At 43.0% G+C, this 13,903-nt stretch carries 15 protein-coding genes and 1 pseudogene; 14 read left to right on the plus strand and 2 right to left on the minus strand.

Features of this window, described 5'->3' with window-relative positions:
- The 6 genes and pseudogenes from AB5754_RS06325 to AB5754_RS06350 form a co-directional block, all read left to right on the plus strand.
- Positions 1–213 (plus strand): annotated as a pseudogene (locus AB5754_RS06325) (TIGR03943 family protein); the annotation flags it as partial.
- Positions 214–292: 79 nt separating this feature from the next.
- Positions 293–1,246 (plus strand): ribonuclease Z, encoded by a 954-nt coding sequence (gene rnz / locus AB5754_RS06330; RefSeq protein ID WP_311834464.1) that lies wholly within the window; start codon positions 293–295, stop codon positions 1,244–1,246.
- Positions 1,230–2,021 carry an SDR family NAD(P)-dependent oxidoreductase gene (locus AB5754_RS06335; protein ID WP_368252454.1) on the plus strand — a complete coding sequence of 264 codons (792 nt, stop codon included), beginning with the start codon at positions 1,230–1,232 and terminating at the stop codon, positions 2,019–2,021. The genes rnz and AB5754_RS06335 overlap by 17 nt, the downstream gene beginning before the upstream one ends.
- 10 nt (positions 2,022–2,031) lie before the next feature.
- Complete coding sequence (locus AB5754_RS06340; protein WP_311834466.1) at positions 2,032–2,340, plus strand: LapA family protein; 309 nt, start codon at positions 2,032–2,034, stop codon at positions 2,338–2,340.
- Between the two features lie 184 nt (positions 2,341–2,524).
- Positions 2,525–4,813 carry a single-stranded-DNA-specific exonuclease RecJ gene (recJ, locus tag AB5754_RS06345; RefSeq protein ID WP_368252453.1) on the plus strand — a complete coding sequence of 763 codons (2,289 nt, stop codon included), beginning with the start codon at positions 2,525–2,527 and terminating at the stop codon, positions 4,811–4,813.
- 28 nt (positions 4,814–4,841) lie between these two features.
- Complete coding sequence (locus AB5754_RS06350; RefSeq protein WP_311834468.1) at positions 4,842–5,354, plus strand: adenine phosphoribosyltransferase; 513 nt, start codon at positions 4,842–4,844, stop codon at positions 5,352–5,354.
- Between the two features lie 401 nt (positions 5,355–5,755).
- Here AB5754_RS06350 and AB5754_RS06355 read toward each other — a convergent pair whose 3' ends face one another.
- Both AB5754_RS06355 and lexA read right to left on the minus strand, forming a co-directional pair.
- Positions 5,756–5,956 (minus strand): hypothetical protein, encoded by a 201-nt coding sequence (locus tag AB5754_RS06355; RefSeq protein WP_311834469.1) that lies wholly within the window; start codon positions 5,954–5,956, stop codon positions 5,756–5,758.
- Between the two features lie 242 nt (positions 5,957–6,198).
- Positions 6,199–6,822 (minus strand): transcriptional repressor LexA, encoded by a 624-nt coding sequence (gene lexA / locus AB5754_RS06360; protein WP_311834470.1) that lies wholly within the window; start codon positions 6,820–6,822, stop codon positions 6,199–6,201.
- 179 nt (positions 6,823–7,001) lie between these two features.
- On the opposite strand from lexA, the gene AB5754_RS06365 reads away from it, so the two are divergent.
- The 8 genes from AB5754_RS06365 (at position 7,002) to nth (ending at position 13,893) form a co-directional block, all read left to right on the plus strand.
- Positions 7,002–7,244, plus strand: a complete 243-nt coding sequence (locus AB5754_RS06365) for a DUF896 family protein (RefSeq protein ID WP_311834471.1) — start codon at positions 7,002–7,004, stop codon at positions 7,242–7,244.
- 85 nt (positions 7,245–7,329) lie between these two features.
- On the plus strand, positions 7,330–9,324 hold the full coding sequence (tkt, locus tag AB5754_RS06370) for a transketolase (RefSeq protein WP_368252274.1): 1,995 nt from the start codon (positions 7,330–7,332) through the stop codon (positions 9,322–9,324).
- A 206-nt stretch (positions 9,325–9,530) separates the two neighbouring features.
- Positions 9,531–10,412, plus strand: a complete 882-nt coding sequence (locus AB5754_RS06375) for a glucosaminidase domain-containing protein (RefSeq protein WP_368252275.1) — start codon at positions 9,531–9,533, stop codon at positions 10,410–10,412.
- Between the two features lie 174 nt (positions 10,413–10,586).
- The gene (gene cysK, locus AB5754_RS06380) at positions 10,587–11,513 is read left to right on the plus strand and encodes a cysteine synthase A (RefSeq protein WP_368252276.1); all 927 of its coding nucleotides are present in this window, start codon (positions 10,587–10,589) and stop codon (positions 11,511–11,513) included.
- 136 nt (positions 11,514–11,649) lie between these two features.
- The gene (locus AB5754_RS06385; RefSeq protein ID WP_311834475.1) at positions 11,650–12,111 is read left to right on the plus strand and encodes a Fur family transcriptional regulator; all 462 of its coding nucleotides are present in this window, start codon (positions 11,650–11,652) and stop codon (positions 12,109–12,111) included.
- Positions 12,089–12,466, plus strand: coding sequence for a RidA family protein (locus tag AB5754_RS06390; RefSeq protein ID WP_368252277.1), 378 nt, complete (start codon positions 12,089–12,091; stop codon positions 12,464–12,466). The genes AB5754_RS06385 and AB5754_RS06390 overlap by 23 nt, the downstream gene beginning before the upstream one ends.
- A gap of 60 nt (positions 12,467–12,526) precedes the next feature.
- Positions 12,527–13,234 carry a DnaD domain protein gene (locus tag AB5754_RS06395; RefSeq protein WP_368252278.1) on the plus strand — a complete coding sequence of 236 codons (708 nt, stop codon included), beginning with the start codon at positions 12,527–12,529 and terminating at the stop codon, positions 13,232–13,234.
- A 5-nt stretch (positions 13,235–13,239) separates the two neighbouring features.
- Positions 13,240–13,893 carry an endonuclease III gene (gene nth, locus AB5754_RS06400; RefSeq protein WP_368252282.1) on the plus strand — a complete coding sequence of 218 codons (654 nt, stop codon included), beginning with the start codon at positions 13,240–13,242 and terminating at the stop codon, positions 13,891–13,893.
- The last annotated feature ends 10 nt before the right edge of the window (positions 13,894–13,903 follow it).

A 13,903-nucleotide genomic window follows, 5' to 3' on the forward strand; every position in this document is an offset into this window, starting at 1 on the left:
ATTATTCACTGTGTGGCGGATTCTGGCGTCTTTGGCTTGCGAATCACTTTGCCGGAAGCAACGAAAGTCAAAAATGACCAGTGGCTACAAGTTACAGGGGAGATTACTTCAGAGTTTTATGCCCCCTTTAAGCGGAATTTGCCCATGGTGAAAGTGGCAAGCGTTAAGTCCATTGCCACTCCGAAAAATCAATACGTCTACCGGACTTTTTAGACGCAAGGAAATTTTCGGCAATCCCGCCAGAAAAATGCTATACTGAAGGATAGTTTAATAGAAAAGGATCGTCATAAATATGGAAATTGAATTTTTAGGAACAGGTGCGGGAGTGCCGGCCAAACATCGCAATGTTACCGGGATTGCCTTGAAACTGTTAGCCGAGCGGAATGGGATTTGGTTATTTGACTGTGGAGAAGGGACGCAAATGCAGATTTTGCGCACCACGATTCGTCCCCGGAAAATTGAAAAAATTTTTATCACGCATTTACATGGTGATCATATCTTTGGCCTGCCGGGATTATTGTCCAGCCGTAGTTTTCAAGGAGGCGTTGAGCCCATGGAAATTTACGGACCAAAAGGGGTGAAAGATTTTGTACTCACCGCTTTACGGGTCAGTCAAACCCGACTGGCTTATCCATTGAAGTTTATCGAAGTAGCACCAGGAGTGATCTTTCAAGACCAGCAATTTACGGTAATCTGCGACAAGCTAGACCACGGAATTGACAGTTATGGCTACCGGGTGGAAGAAGCAGACCATGAAGGCGAATTACAAGTAGACAAGCTGCTTGCGTTAGGGATTAAACCGGGACCAATTTTTGGTCAGCTAAAACGAGGAGAGAACGTTACCTTACCGGATGGATCGCAAATTTGTGGCAAAGATTTTGTAGGGCAACGGCAAACTGGCCGGATTGTGACGATTTTAGGGGATACTCGTTATACCCCAAGCGCTATTGAGTTAGGGCAAAATGCGGATATTTTGGTTCATGAAAGTACCTTTAAACAAGACGAAAGTCAAATGGCCAAGTCTTATTATCATTCCACCACGGCCCAAGCTGCCCAAGTGGCCCAAAAAGCTCATGTCAAACAACTTTTATTGACCCACATCAGCGCTCGTTATTTAGCCAAAGATGTGGCTGAGTTGGAAAAAGAAGCCCGCAGCGTCTTTGCCAACACCCGTATTGTACGAGATTTTGATGTGATTGACGTGCCTTTTAGCAGAAAGGATGAGACAGATGGAATTAGAGAATAAAGTCGTTTTAGTCACCGGGGGCTCTGCAGGATTAGGAGCAGAGATTTGTTATGCTGCTGCCAAAAAAGGTGCCATTGTGATCACTTGTGCCCGCCGAATTAATTTAATCGGTCAAGTCAAAGAACGTTGTGAAGCATTAAGCGGCAAGGCTGCCTATGCTTTTCAATTGGATGTTGCCGATCCTACCAGCATTAGCGCATTGATGGAAAAAATCAAAAACGAAGTAGGTGCTGTAGATATTTTAGTCAACAATGCCGGCTTTGGTATTTTTGAAAATTTTGTGGACTTTGATTCCGCCGATTTTTACCGCATGTTTGAAGTTAACGTGCTAGGGATGATGGTCTTAACCCAGCAGATTGCCATTCAAATGCTCGAAGACAAACGTTATGGTCACATTATTAACATTGCTTCCATGGCAGGAAAAATGGCGTCACCGAAATCTACTGTCTATTCTGCTACGAAATTTGCGGTGTTAGGCTTTTCCAATGCGCTGCGTCTGGAATTAAAACCAGCCAATATTAACGTCACTACGGTGAACCCAGGACCGATTGCGACGGAGTTTTTTGACAAAGCTGATCCTTCTGGAAATTATTTAAAGGCTTTAGGCAATCATGTGATTGATCCTGAAAAATTGGCCAAAACAATTGTGAAAAGCATGTCTCATCCTGTGCGAGAGATTAATCGTCCCGGTTATATGGAAGTGGCAGCCCGCTTTTATAGTTTATTTCCAGCTGTGGGGGATTTTTTAGCTGGCGGCATCTTTAATAAGAAATGAGGAAGTAATCATGAAAAGAAATGGTCGTTTATTGTTGGTTTTTGTCTTAATTTTTGTGGTGGGTTTGTTTGCGGCATTTAACAGCCAAGCCGTGGCGGTGAATTTTCTCTTCGCCCAAGTCTCGGCACCGCTGATTTTGGTGGTCATCGGTTCAGCTTTTATCGGAGCAGTGATTGCTACATTAGTCGCAACCAACGTTATGTGGCAACAAAAACGCCGACTAAAAACGTTAGAGCACCAAGTTGCCGACTTAGAGGCAGTGCAACAAATCCCGGAAACAACCCCATCTGAAACTAGTATTTCAAAAGATGAACAGTGACTGCTCTTTAGGGAGTGGTCTTTTTTATGGCGGAGAAAAGCTTTTTCTGGTGTGTAAGATGACGGGATTACAGTGGCAACACCAGATCTCAAACGTCAGCAACATTTTTAAACCTTAAAGAAAAGCGCTCCTTCTTTTCACCACAGCTAGCCTTTGCTATAATCATACAGTTGGGAGTGATCATGTGCGTAACGGAAAATATCAATGGCAATATCCGGAACCTCAGGAAGTAAGCGCTGAATTTCAAGAAGAAATCAACGAGCGCAACTTGCCTGAGCATATTGCCAAATTATTGTGGCAACGCAATATACGGAGTAAAGATGAACTGCGGCGTTTTTTAGACCCCCAGTTAACGGATTTTCACAATCCATTTTTAATGCAGGATATGGACACAGTCGTATCTCGCATTCAGCAAGCAGTAGCTGCTGGGGAGAAAATTTTAGTTTACGGGGATTATGATGCAGACGGTATCACCAGTGCTACGGTTATGAAAGAAGCCATCGAGTTAATCGGCGGTGATGTAGAAGTCTATTTGCCTAACCGTTTTACCGACGGCTATGGCCCTAATCAAAGTGTTTACCAGTATTTTATTGACAGCGGCATCCAGTTAATTGTCACCGTGGATAATGGGGTTTCCGGTCACGAGGCGATTGACTATGCCAATAGTCGTGGGGTGGATGTCTTAGTCACTGATCATCACGAACTGCCAGAGACCTTACCTGACGCATACGGGATTATTCACCCTCGCCATCCTCAAGGGCAATATCCTTTTGGTGATTTGGCCGGTGTAGGGGTGGCCTTTAAAGTGGCTTGCGCATTATTGGATGAAGTTCCCTTAGAGTTTTTAGATTTGGTAGCCATTGGGACCATTGCCGATTTGGTTTCCTTAACAGGAGAAAACCGGGCCTTGGTAACCATTGGCTTACAACTGATGAAGCAAACCGAACGTTTAGGCTTAATCGAACTCTTTAAAGCAGCCGATGCCAAACTGGCTCAAGTAGATGAGACGATGATTGGCTTTTCCATCAGTCCTCGGTTAAATGCGATTGGCCGTTTAAAAGACCCGAATCCGGCGGTGACCTTGTTGACAACGTTTGATGAAGAAGAAGCCCGAAGTCTCGCCCAAGAATTGAATCAAATCAATGAAGAACGAAAAGCTTTGGTGACAAAAATCACCAAAGAAGCAGAAAGTATGATTGATCCTAATCGTTTGATCAATGTGGTGGCAGCACCGAATTGGCATGAAGGGGTCTTGGGGATTGTGGCCGGGCGCTTAGTACAACTTACCGGTAAACCCAGTCTTGTTTTGACCATTAAAGACGATGGCATTGCCAAAGGATCTGGTCGTAGTATCACTGCGGTAAATCTCTTTTCTTTGTTAAGTGAAGAAAAAGAACGCTTTGTAAGTTTTGGTGGTCACCATATGGCAGTAGGTCTAAGTGTGCCTGCCAGTGAGTTAACAGACTTACAAGCAGTTTTAACTGCTAAACTCCACGCTTCTGAAATTGATGTCACGACAGGAGAACCACTGGCCATCGATGAGGTGCTGACTCCAGAGCAAGTGACTTTGGAATTAGTCGAGCAGTTGAGTCACTTGGCGCCTTTTGGTACAGATAATAAAGCTCCAGTTTTTGCAATAAAAGGCGATCAGACCCCGGTTTTGCGCCAATTAGGAGCTGAACAACAGCATTTAAAACTATCGATTGCCCAAAAAAGCAATCCAGCCACTTTAGATGTCATTGGTTTTTCTTTTGGTAGTGAAATCACTGAATTCACCGGTGATCCTTTTACACTAGTGGGCCAGCTAACCATTAATGAATGGAATGGCTTGAAAAAGCCTCAGCTACAGCTACTAGATTTTGCCGTAGAAGGTCTGCAAGTTTTTGATCTGCGAGGACAAAACAAACGGCGACATTTTACGCCTAAAAGTGATACTTTGCTTTTAGCCTTTGGGCCAGTGAAAGCCAAAAAACAACCTGTGGTGACCTATGAAAATACCGAGCAATTAACTGCCGTCTTACAAGCAGGAAATTATCAAGAAGTGGCGTTTTTAGATTGTCCAGAAGATCCAGAAAAAGTCAAAACCGTGGTGCAAGTCAGCGGGTTGCAGCGGATTTTATTGATTTTAGAAGCCAAAGACGAGGCCTATTTAGACGGCATGGGGACAAGAGAACAATACGCCCGGCTCTTTAAACTGATCAATGGCCAGGAGAAATTAGACGTGCGCTATAAATTACCTGAGATTGCCCAGTTTTTGAAAATTCCTCAAAATTTATTAATTTTTATGATTCAGGTGTTTTTTGACTTGGAATTTGTTACAATAGAGGACGGCGTTTTGCAAAAAGCAACTGTATCTCAAAAGAAAAATCTGGAAGAAAGCCAGGTTTATCAAAAGCGATTAAAAAAAATAAAAAGCGAAGAATTTTTACTGCTAAGTGATTTGGCCAAGATGAAAGCTTGGCTTAGCGCCTAGTGAGTAGTTGGTTCCAAGGAGGAAAACCATGAACTTAAAAGATTATGTAGCCAGCATTCCTGATTATCCAAAACCCGGCATTATTTTCCGGGATATCTCCCCTTTAATGGCCGATGGTGAAGCCTATCGAGAAGCTACCAAACAAATCGTAGACTACGCCAAAGAAAAAGCCATCGATATGGTGGTAGGACCTGAAGCCCGTGGGTTTATCGTAGGCTGTCCGGTGGCCTTTGAACTAGGGGTTGGCTTTGCTCCTGTCCGTAAACCAGGGAAACTCCCTCGTGAGACCATTTCGGTCAGCTACGATTTAGAATACGGCACTGATACATTGACACTTCATGCTGATGCCATCAAACCAGGACAACGGGTCTTGGTGTGTGATGATCTTTTGGCTACTGGTGGGACTGTGAAAGCAACCATTGAATTAATCGAAAAACTCGGTGGTGTAGTAGTCGGCTGTGCGTTTCTAATTGAACTGGATGAATTAAAAGGTCGGGAAAAAATTAAAGACTACGATATCTTGACTTTGATGGATTATTAAGTAGGAAACAAAAAGGGACCGTGACATAAGTATTCCCTAAATGATAAACAACGAACATTTAATTTTTATTGATAAAAAAGATTCGGATGATAAAAAATCGTGATAATTTTTGTGTCTTAGTCCGAAGAGAGAACATTACCATACGTGAAAAGAAAAAAAGCGAATTACGCTGCCTTAGCTTGATGAAATCAAGGTTAGGCAGCGTTTAAGATTTTTAGCAATGAAAAGAAGGGTATCTTCCGATGATTTTTAATGGAAGATACCCTTCTTTTGCTTGCGTCTCACGTTTGGTATTGTTCGGTTCGTAGGACGGTGACCCAACTATTGTCACAGCCTGTTTTTTATATCTTAACCTTACTATGTTTGGCGAAACGAGTTCGTTCAGCCGTTCTTACAATCAGTTAATTGGTCTGTTGTTGGTAATGTTCTTTTTGTTGGTAGCGCCGAGCAGCTTGGCGCGCTTTTTTATCATCCCATAAGGTAAACCACAAGAAAAACAATGGGAGAAAAATCAAAGCAGCTAACTCAATACCAAAATGGGTAATCACCATACTAATCACTAAACCCAAGCCAACCAATGCAACATTTCGAATTCCATTCATTTTCTTCACCTCATTAAGTTATACGAACAAATGTTTGTATTCTTATTATACGAATGGATGTTCGTTTTGTAAAGTGAAAAAAGGCAATTCCCCAAATTTTTTTGAGAATTACCTTTAAAACTGTAATGAAATCCGAATCAGAAGAAGAGTAGGAATAAGTAAGAAAATTTATAAGTGAGCCTCTATTTTATCCCAGAACAAAAAAGACGACTCTTTCTACTAAAAAGAGTCGTTTGGGAGGTTTAATTCACATGATCACGATACAAACCAACGACATGGCCTAAAATCGTCACGTCAGGTAGGATGATGGGTTCCATATAATCATTTTCCGGTTGCAAGCGAATGTGATCTTTTTCTCGGAAGAATCGTTTACAGGTTGCTTCGTTTTCATCGGTCATGGCAATGACTACATCGCCATTTTGCGCATCCCGCTGTTGGCGTACAATCACATTATCACCATCTAAAATCCCGATGTTAATCATACTTTCCCCACGAATGGTCAGCATAAAGAGACTGCCGATGTCATTGGATAAATTTGGGGGAATTGGGAAAAAGTCGGAAGCCTCTTCTACGGCGAGAATGGGTTCGCCAGCAGTTACTACTCCTAACATGGGAATTGTTTCGGCTTGGATGCCAATTTTTTCTAGCCCAGCAGCCGTTAACTCAATGGCCCGTGGCTTGGTGGGATCTCGTTGTAAGAGTCCCTTTTTTTCTAAACGCGACAAATGTCCATGAACCGTGGAAGTAGAAGAGAGATTTACGGCTTCCCCAATCTCCCGAACGGTAGGGGGATAGCCTTTTGCTTCAACTTGTTCATGGATAAAGCGCAAGATATCTTCTTGGCGGGTATCGGTTCTTTTCGCCATCACTGCACCTACTTTCCTTAGCTAGTCTCAGTGTACCATAGCTTTTTTTTGAAATCAAACAAATGTTCGTCTGGTTAATAAAGAGTTGAATTTACCTAATTTCTTCCTCATTTTCCACTGTAATTTTTATGAGCTTTGGTTTATGATAGAGAAGAATTGCCAACAAGGGAGGGACAAAGATGTTATCAAAAGAAAAACTTGCTCGAATCAATGAGTTGAGTAAAAAGAAAAAAGCGGGCACATTAACAGCAGCCGAAGAAAAAGAACAAATTCAGTTGCGTCAAGAATATTTAGAAGCCTTTCGTTCCGGCATGCGTCATCATATCGAAGGCATGAAAGTGGTAGATCCCGAGGGCAACGATGTAACCCCAGAAAAATTGAAACAAATTCAAAAAGAAAAAGGATTACATGGCCGAGAATAAGGGACGATTTGTATTTTTTGAAAGCCTTGTATTTTGGAAAAAATAAAGGTATAATATACCTAAAAGGAACTAGGAGGGAATTTATTTGTTTGATAAAGTAGACCAACTAGGGGTTAATACCCTGCGTACTTTGAGTATTGAAGCGGTTCAAAAAGCTAATTCAGGCCATCCCGGCTTGCCAATGGGGGCTGCGCCAATGGCTTATACCTTGTGGACCCGCTATTTAAAAATCAATCCGTTGACTTCACGGAACTGGGCCGATCGGGATCGTTTTGTCTTGTCAGCAGGACATGGTTCCGCATTGCTTTACAGCTTGTTGCATTGTGCAGGTTACCAAGTATCCATTGAAGATTTGAAAAACTTCCGTCAATGGAACAGTTTGACACCAGGACACCCTGAAGTGAATCACACTGATGGAGTAGAAGCTACTACGGGTCCTTTAGGTCAAGGAATTGCAATGGCTGTAGGGATGGCAATGTCTGAAGCCCACTTGGCAGCTAAATACAATCGTCCTGATTTTCCAGTGATGGATCATTATACTTACGCATTATGTGGCGATGGTGACTTGATGGAAGGCGTTTCTCAAGAAGCTTGTTCCATGGCGGGTCACATGAAATTAGGTAAGTTAGTCGTCTTATACGATTCAAATGATATTTCATTAGACGGTCCAACTTCTATGGCCTTTACAGAAAATGTAGGCCAACGCTTTGAAGCATATGGCTGGCAACATCTTTTAGTCAAAGATGGCAATGATTTAGAAGCTATCGCCAAAGCCATTGAAGAAGCCCAAGCAGAAACGGAAAAACCAACCATCATCGAAGTAAAAACCGTTATCGGTTTTGGTGCACCAAATGAAGGCACAAACCAAGTTCACGGTGCTCCATTAGGTAAAGAAGGTTTAGACGCCGCGAAAAAAGCGTATGGTTGGGATTATCCAGAATTCACTGTTCCTGAAGAAGCAGCTGCTCGTTTTAAAGAAAGCATTATGGACCGAGGCGCGGCTGCCGAAGCGAAATGGGAAGGCATGTTTGAACGTTATAGTTTAGAATATCCAGAACTAGCCGAAGAATTTAAAGCAGCCTTTGCAGATAAATTGCCAAAAGGCTGGTCTGATGAATTACCTGTTTATGAAGAAGGATCAAGTCAAGCTAGCCGCGTTTCCAGTAAAGACATGATTCAAGCAATTTCTGAAAAAGTAGCTAGCTTCTGGGGCGGTTCAGCTGATTTGTCTTCTTCCAATAATACGATGGTTGCTGCCGAATCAAACTTTGAACCTGGGAACTACGCTGGTCGTAATATCTGGTTTGGTGTACGGGAATTTGCGATGGCAGCTGCTATGAATGGGATTCAGCTTCATGGCGGTACACGAGTTTACGGCGGGACATTCTTTGTCTTTACCGATTACTTGCGTCCAGCTGTCCGTTTAGCAGCGATTCAACAAGTACCAGTGGTTTATGTTTTGACCCATGATTCCGTAGCAGTAGGGGAAGATGGTCCTACTCACGAACCAGTGGAGCAATTGGCTAGTCTACGTTGCATGCCGGGAGTTCAAGTGATTCGTCCCGCAGATGGTAACGAAACTCGGGCTGCCTGGAAAGTAGCTATGACGACCAAAAACGCGCCAACGGTCTTGGTTTTAAGTCGTCAAAACTTGCCGGTCTTGCCAAATACCGCAACTGAAGCCGATGAAAACTTGCCTAAAGGTGGCTACGTCTTATCTCCACAACAAGGTGACGCACCAGCAGGAATCCTAATTGCCACAGGTTCTGAAGTGGCTTTAGCCGTAGAAGCACAAAAAGCATTGTTAGCACAAGGCAAAGATGTTTCCGTAGTTTCTATGCCAAGTTTCGATCTTTTCGAAAAACAAAGTGCAAGCTACAAAGAGTCAGTCCTACCAAAAGCCGTTACAAAACGGGTAGGGATTGAAGCCGCAGCCTCCTTTGGTTGGGAACGCTACATTGGAGATGCTGGTAAGATGATCGCAATCGATCACTTTGGTGCCTCTGCTCCAGGAGGAACCATTATGAAAGAATTTGGTTTCACTACCGAAAACGTGGTTAACACCTTTAACAGTCTTTAAAAAGTCTTTAGCCCTCGCAGAAAAGTTGTGAGGGCTTTTTAAAGTTTTTTAATCGCTCGATAGCTTCTTGAAGAATGAGAATTTGGAGAAAATTGACTTATTAAAGGAGCTAATACTTGTTCTTGGTAAAGTGCTTCCGTATAATAGAAACGTTGATGGATAATGTATGTTTTTTGATTCAGATAATAGTTTACAGGAGGCACCTAATGGAAGAATGTAAGACCCGAGGACAAAAACGGCGCAATGCCCAATTGGCGAAAAGACGCAAATTTGTAAAAGGCGCAGCGTTAGTTGGAACTGGCTTGGCAATTGCTCCTATGGCCAGTGTATTGACTCCCGGCACTCAAGTAGAAGCTGCGGAATACAGCTATCAAACCCCTGATGCGGCTCAATCTTTGATTAATCAAATTGGTTCCACTGCTAGCCAAATTGCAGCAGCAAATGACTTATACGCATCAGTGATGATTGCTCAAGCATTATTGGAAAGTGGCAATGGTGGTTCCACATTGTCTCAAGCACCTTATTACAATTTATTCGGAGTTAAAGGCTATAGTGATTCCAATCCCGTTTACTTAGCTACTCAAGAATACTTAAATGGTCAATGGGTAACCATGAATGAACCTTTCGAAACTTATGGCTCTTATTGGGAATCCATTCAGGAACATGCGAACGTCTTAAAAGGGACTAGCTTTGCTGATGGGACTGCTCATTACAGTGGGGCTTGGAAAAGCAATACTTACAGTTATCAAGATGCTACCGCTTATCTAACTGGGCGTTATGCCACAGACCCAACCTATGGCTCTAAACTAAACAACTTGATTGCGACTTACAATTTAACTCAATACGATACACCGAATACAGGTGCAACTACTGTGGTAGAAACTGCCACTACGAGCACTACTCAAGTAACGACAACAACAAGTACAAGTACAAGTACTAGCACAACTACTGGCGGCACGTATACCGTGGTTGCTGGAGATTCGCTATGGACCATTGCTAGTAGCCATGGCATTTCCGTAGATCAATTAATGGCCAATAACGGATTGTCCGGAGATACGATTATGGTGGGACAACAATTAGCGATTTAAGACTGATTTTCTAAAAGCGGGCAGAATTTTCTGCTCGCTTTTTTTAACCTCAATTTTTATTTTGCAAATTGGTCTAGCAATTTAAGCTTGATAAGGCCTCTGACTGGCAGAATATTGCAAATTTGGTTATGATGAAAAAAGCAAGAAGAATCAGATTAAACAGGGGGTACCGCAATGACAATTTACACATCATCAATGGAGTTAATCGGAAAGACTCCAGTAGTAAAATTGAATAATATCGTGCCGAAAGATGCGGCAGAAGTCTATGTGAAACTGGAATTTTTCAATCCTGGTAGTTCCGTAAAAGATCGGATTGCGTTATCCATGATAGAAGCTGCGGAAAAAGACGGTCGCTTAAAAGCTGGAGATACCATTGTGGAACCCACGTCTGGTAACACAGGAATTGGGCTAGCCATGGTTGGATCAGCAAAAGGCTATCCAGTAGTTATCGTAATGCCAGACACCATGAGTATCGAACGCCGTAAATTAATGCAGGCTTACGGTGCCAAATTGATTTTAACGCCGGGTTCTGAAGGGATGAAAGGTGCCATTGCCAAAGCAGAAGAATTAGCCAAAGAAAACGGTTGGTTCTTGCCTTTGCAGTTTGAAAATATGGCCAATCCTCAAATTCACGAAGAAACGACGGGCCCTGAAATCATTGAAGACTTTAAAGAAACTGGTTTAGACGCTTTTATTTCTGGCATTGGGACCGGCGGCACGATTACCGGGGCTGGCCGGGCATTGAAACGGGCTTTTCCGGAAATTAAAATTTATGGAGTAGAACCGGCAGAATCTGCTATTTTAGAAGGGAAACAGCCGGGGCCTCATAAAATTCAAGGGATTGGGGCTGGCTTTATTCCAGATACCTTGGATACGAAAATCTATGAAGAAGCACTGCCCGTAACAAGCGATGATGCCATTGCAACTGCCCGTTTAGTAGGGGAAAAAGAAGGCTTCTTAGTAGGGATTTCTGCAGGTGCGGCGATTGCTGCTGCCATTGAAGTTGCCAAAAAGCTAGGAGCTGGCAAAAAAGTCTTAGCCATTGTACCAGACAATGGGGAACGATACTTGTCCACAGCTTTGTATCAATTTGAAGACTAGTTTACAGTTTCTAAAAAGCAAGGCTATAAAAGTCGGAACCGTTTTTGGTTGCGACTTTTTTCTTGTGACTAAGACTCCTGCTAGAAATTATCGGAAACTTCTAGTATGATAGAGAAAACGAAAGGGGTAATCCTAGATGGAAGAAGGGACAGTGGCCAAGACGATTCAAAAGCTTCGAAATGAAGGCGTACGAATTACCAGCCAACGTCAAGAAATTATTCGCTATTTAGTCGAAACCCACGACCATCCCACAGCTGATGAGATTTATCAAGCATTGGCGGATAAAGTGACGGATGTAAGTGTGGCGACGGTGTACAATAATCTACGTTTGTTTACCGAAAAAGGGATCGTCACCGAGTTGAAATTTGGCGATGATGCCAGTCGGTTTGATTTTTCCCAAAAACCTCACTATCACGCTAGTTGTGTTCGTTGTGGCAAAATCCAGGATTTCTATTACCCCGGATTAGAAGACGTGGAAATGGCGGCTAGTCGTTTAACAGGTTATAAAATCAACAAACATCGCCTAGAAGTCTACGGTTTATGCCCAGACTGTCAAAAATTGGAGGAGGCTAGCCATGAAAACCATTCAAACGACTAATGCACCGGCGGCAATTGGCCCTTATGCCCAAGGAAAAGTGGTCAACGGACTGCTTTTTGCCTCAGGACAAGTGCCTTTAGATCCCATAAGCGGGGAAGTGGTGGGTCAAGAGATTAGAGAGCAGACAAAACAAGTGCTACAAAATATTCAAGGAATTTTACAAGAGGCCGGGGTTAGTTTTGAGGCAGTAGTTAAAACCACTTGTTTTTTGAAAGATATGAATGATTTTGCGGCATTTAATGAAGTCTACGCCACAGCCCTTAAAAAGCCGTATCCCGCCCGTTCGGCTGTGGAAGTGGCCCGTTTGCCTAAAGATGTCTTAGTGGAAATTGAAGTCATCGCAGTAGTCCAATAATTACGCAGTAAGACAGAGGTGGAAGCTTCTGTCTTCTTTTTGCCAGAAAGAAGGAGCAACATGGAGTTTTATCAACGTTATATCGCAGCAGGGCAAGTTAGCGTGCCCAATCTCTTATTAGCGCATTATCATGAACTGGGAATGGATGCAGAGGAGCTGGTCTTTTGGTTGCAACTCTTTAGCTGCCAAGAGCGAGGGCAATTTCCTGATTTAGCCCAAGTAGCTCAAAACATGGGCGTAAGTCAAACGAGAATTTTCCAGCTTTTAGCCCAAGCCGATGAGAAGAACAATTTGCGTCTGGTCACTCAAAAAGACGCCCAAGGCAAACAAACGGACAGCTATGATTTTAGTCCGCTCTTTGATAAATTAGCCAAGCTGTATGAACAAAAAGCCCAAAGTCAATCGGACAAGAAAATTGCGGATAAAATTAGCAATTTATACCAAACCTTTGAGCAAGAATTTGGCCGACCCCTTTCTCCGTTGGAATTTGAACGGATTGCAGGCTGGCTAAACGAAGACCAATACGATCCGGAATTGATACGTCTAGCTTTAAAAGAAGCCGTCACTCACCAAGCGCGGAATCTAAGTTATATTGATCGGATTTTATTAAATTGGGAAAGTAAAAATCTGCGGAATAAAGAAGAGGTCGCCAACGAACAAGCTCGTCGGAAATTGCAAATTCGGCAAAAGGCGGCGGATAAACCTCAGACAGGGCAAAACGCTTCCTTGCCACCGGTCACCTTGCACAATCCCTTTAAGGAGGACTAGTCATGTTGTTAAACAAAGAAAAGACTCGAGAAGCGATCAAACGTATGGGCGAGATGTATCCAGAAGCCCATGGCGAATTGGTAGCGGACAATCCTTTTCATTTATTAATCGCGGTAATTCTTTCAGCTCAAGCTACGGATGTTTCGGTAAATAAAGCAACTCCCGCATTATTTGCGGCCTATCCGACACCAGAAGCTTTAGCCCAAGCACCTTTAGAAGATATTATGGCTAAAATCAAAACCATCGGATTATACCGTAACAAAGCCAAAAATATCAAAGCTTGTGCCGCCAAACTCTTAAGTGATTTTAACGGGGAAGTCCCTCGAGATAAAAAGCAGTTGATGACATTGCCCGGTGTTGGTGGCAAGACTGCCAATGTGGTTTTAGGAGATGCGTTTGGGGTGCCGGGAATTGCGGTGGACACCCATGTGGAGCGAGTGTCCAAACGACTGCATATTTGCAAACAAGACGCCAGCGTATTACAAGTCGAAGAAACATTAATGAAAAAATTACCGAAAAAGACTTGGGTGAAGGCCCACCACACCATGATTTTCTTTGGCCGCTATCATTGCACCGCCCGCAACCCTAAATGTGAAGCCTGTCCTTTATTTGATCTTTGCCAATTCGGCCAAGCGCGACTCGGAAAGAAACAACACTGAATGAGACAAT

It is taken from the genome of Enterococcus sp. 2201sp1_2201st1_C11_2201SCRN_220225, from assembly GCF_040925905.1.
GTDB classification, from domain to species: domain Bacteria; phylum Bacillota; class Bacilli; order Lactobacillales; family Enterococcaceae; genus Enterococcus_C; species Enterococcus_C asini_A.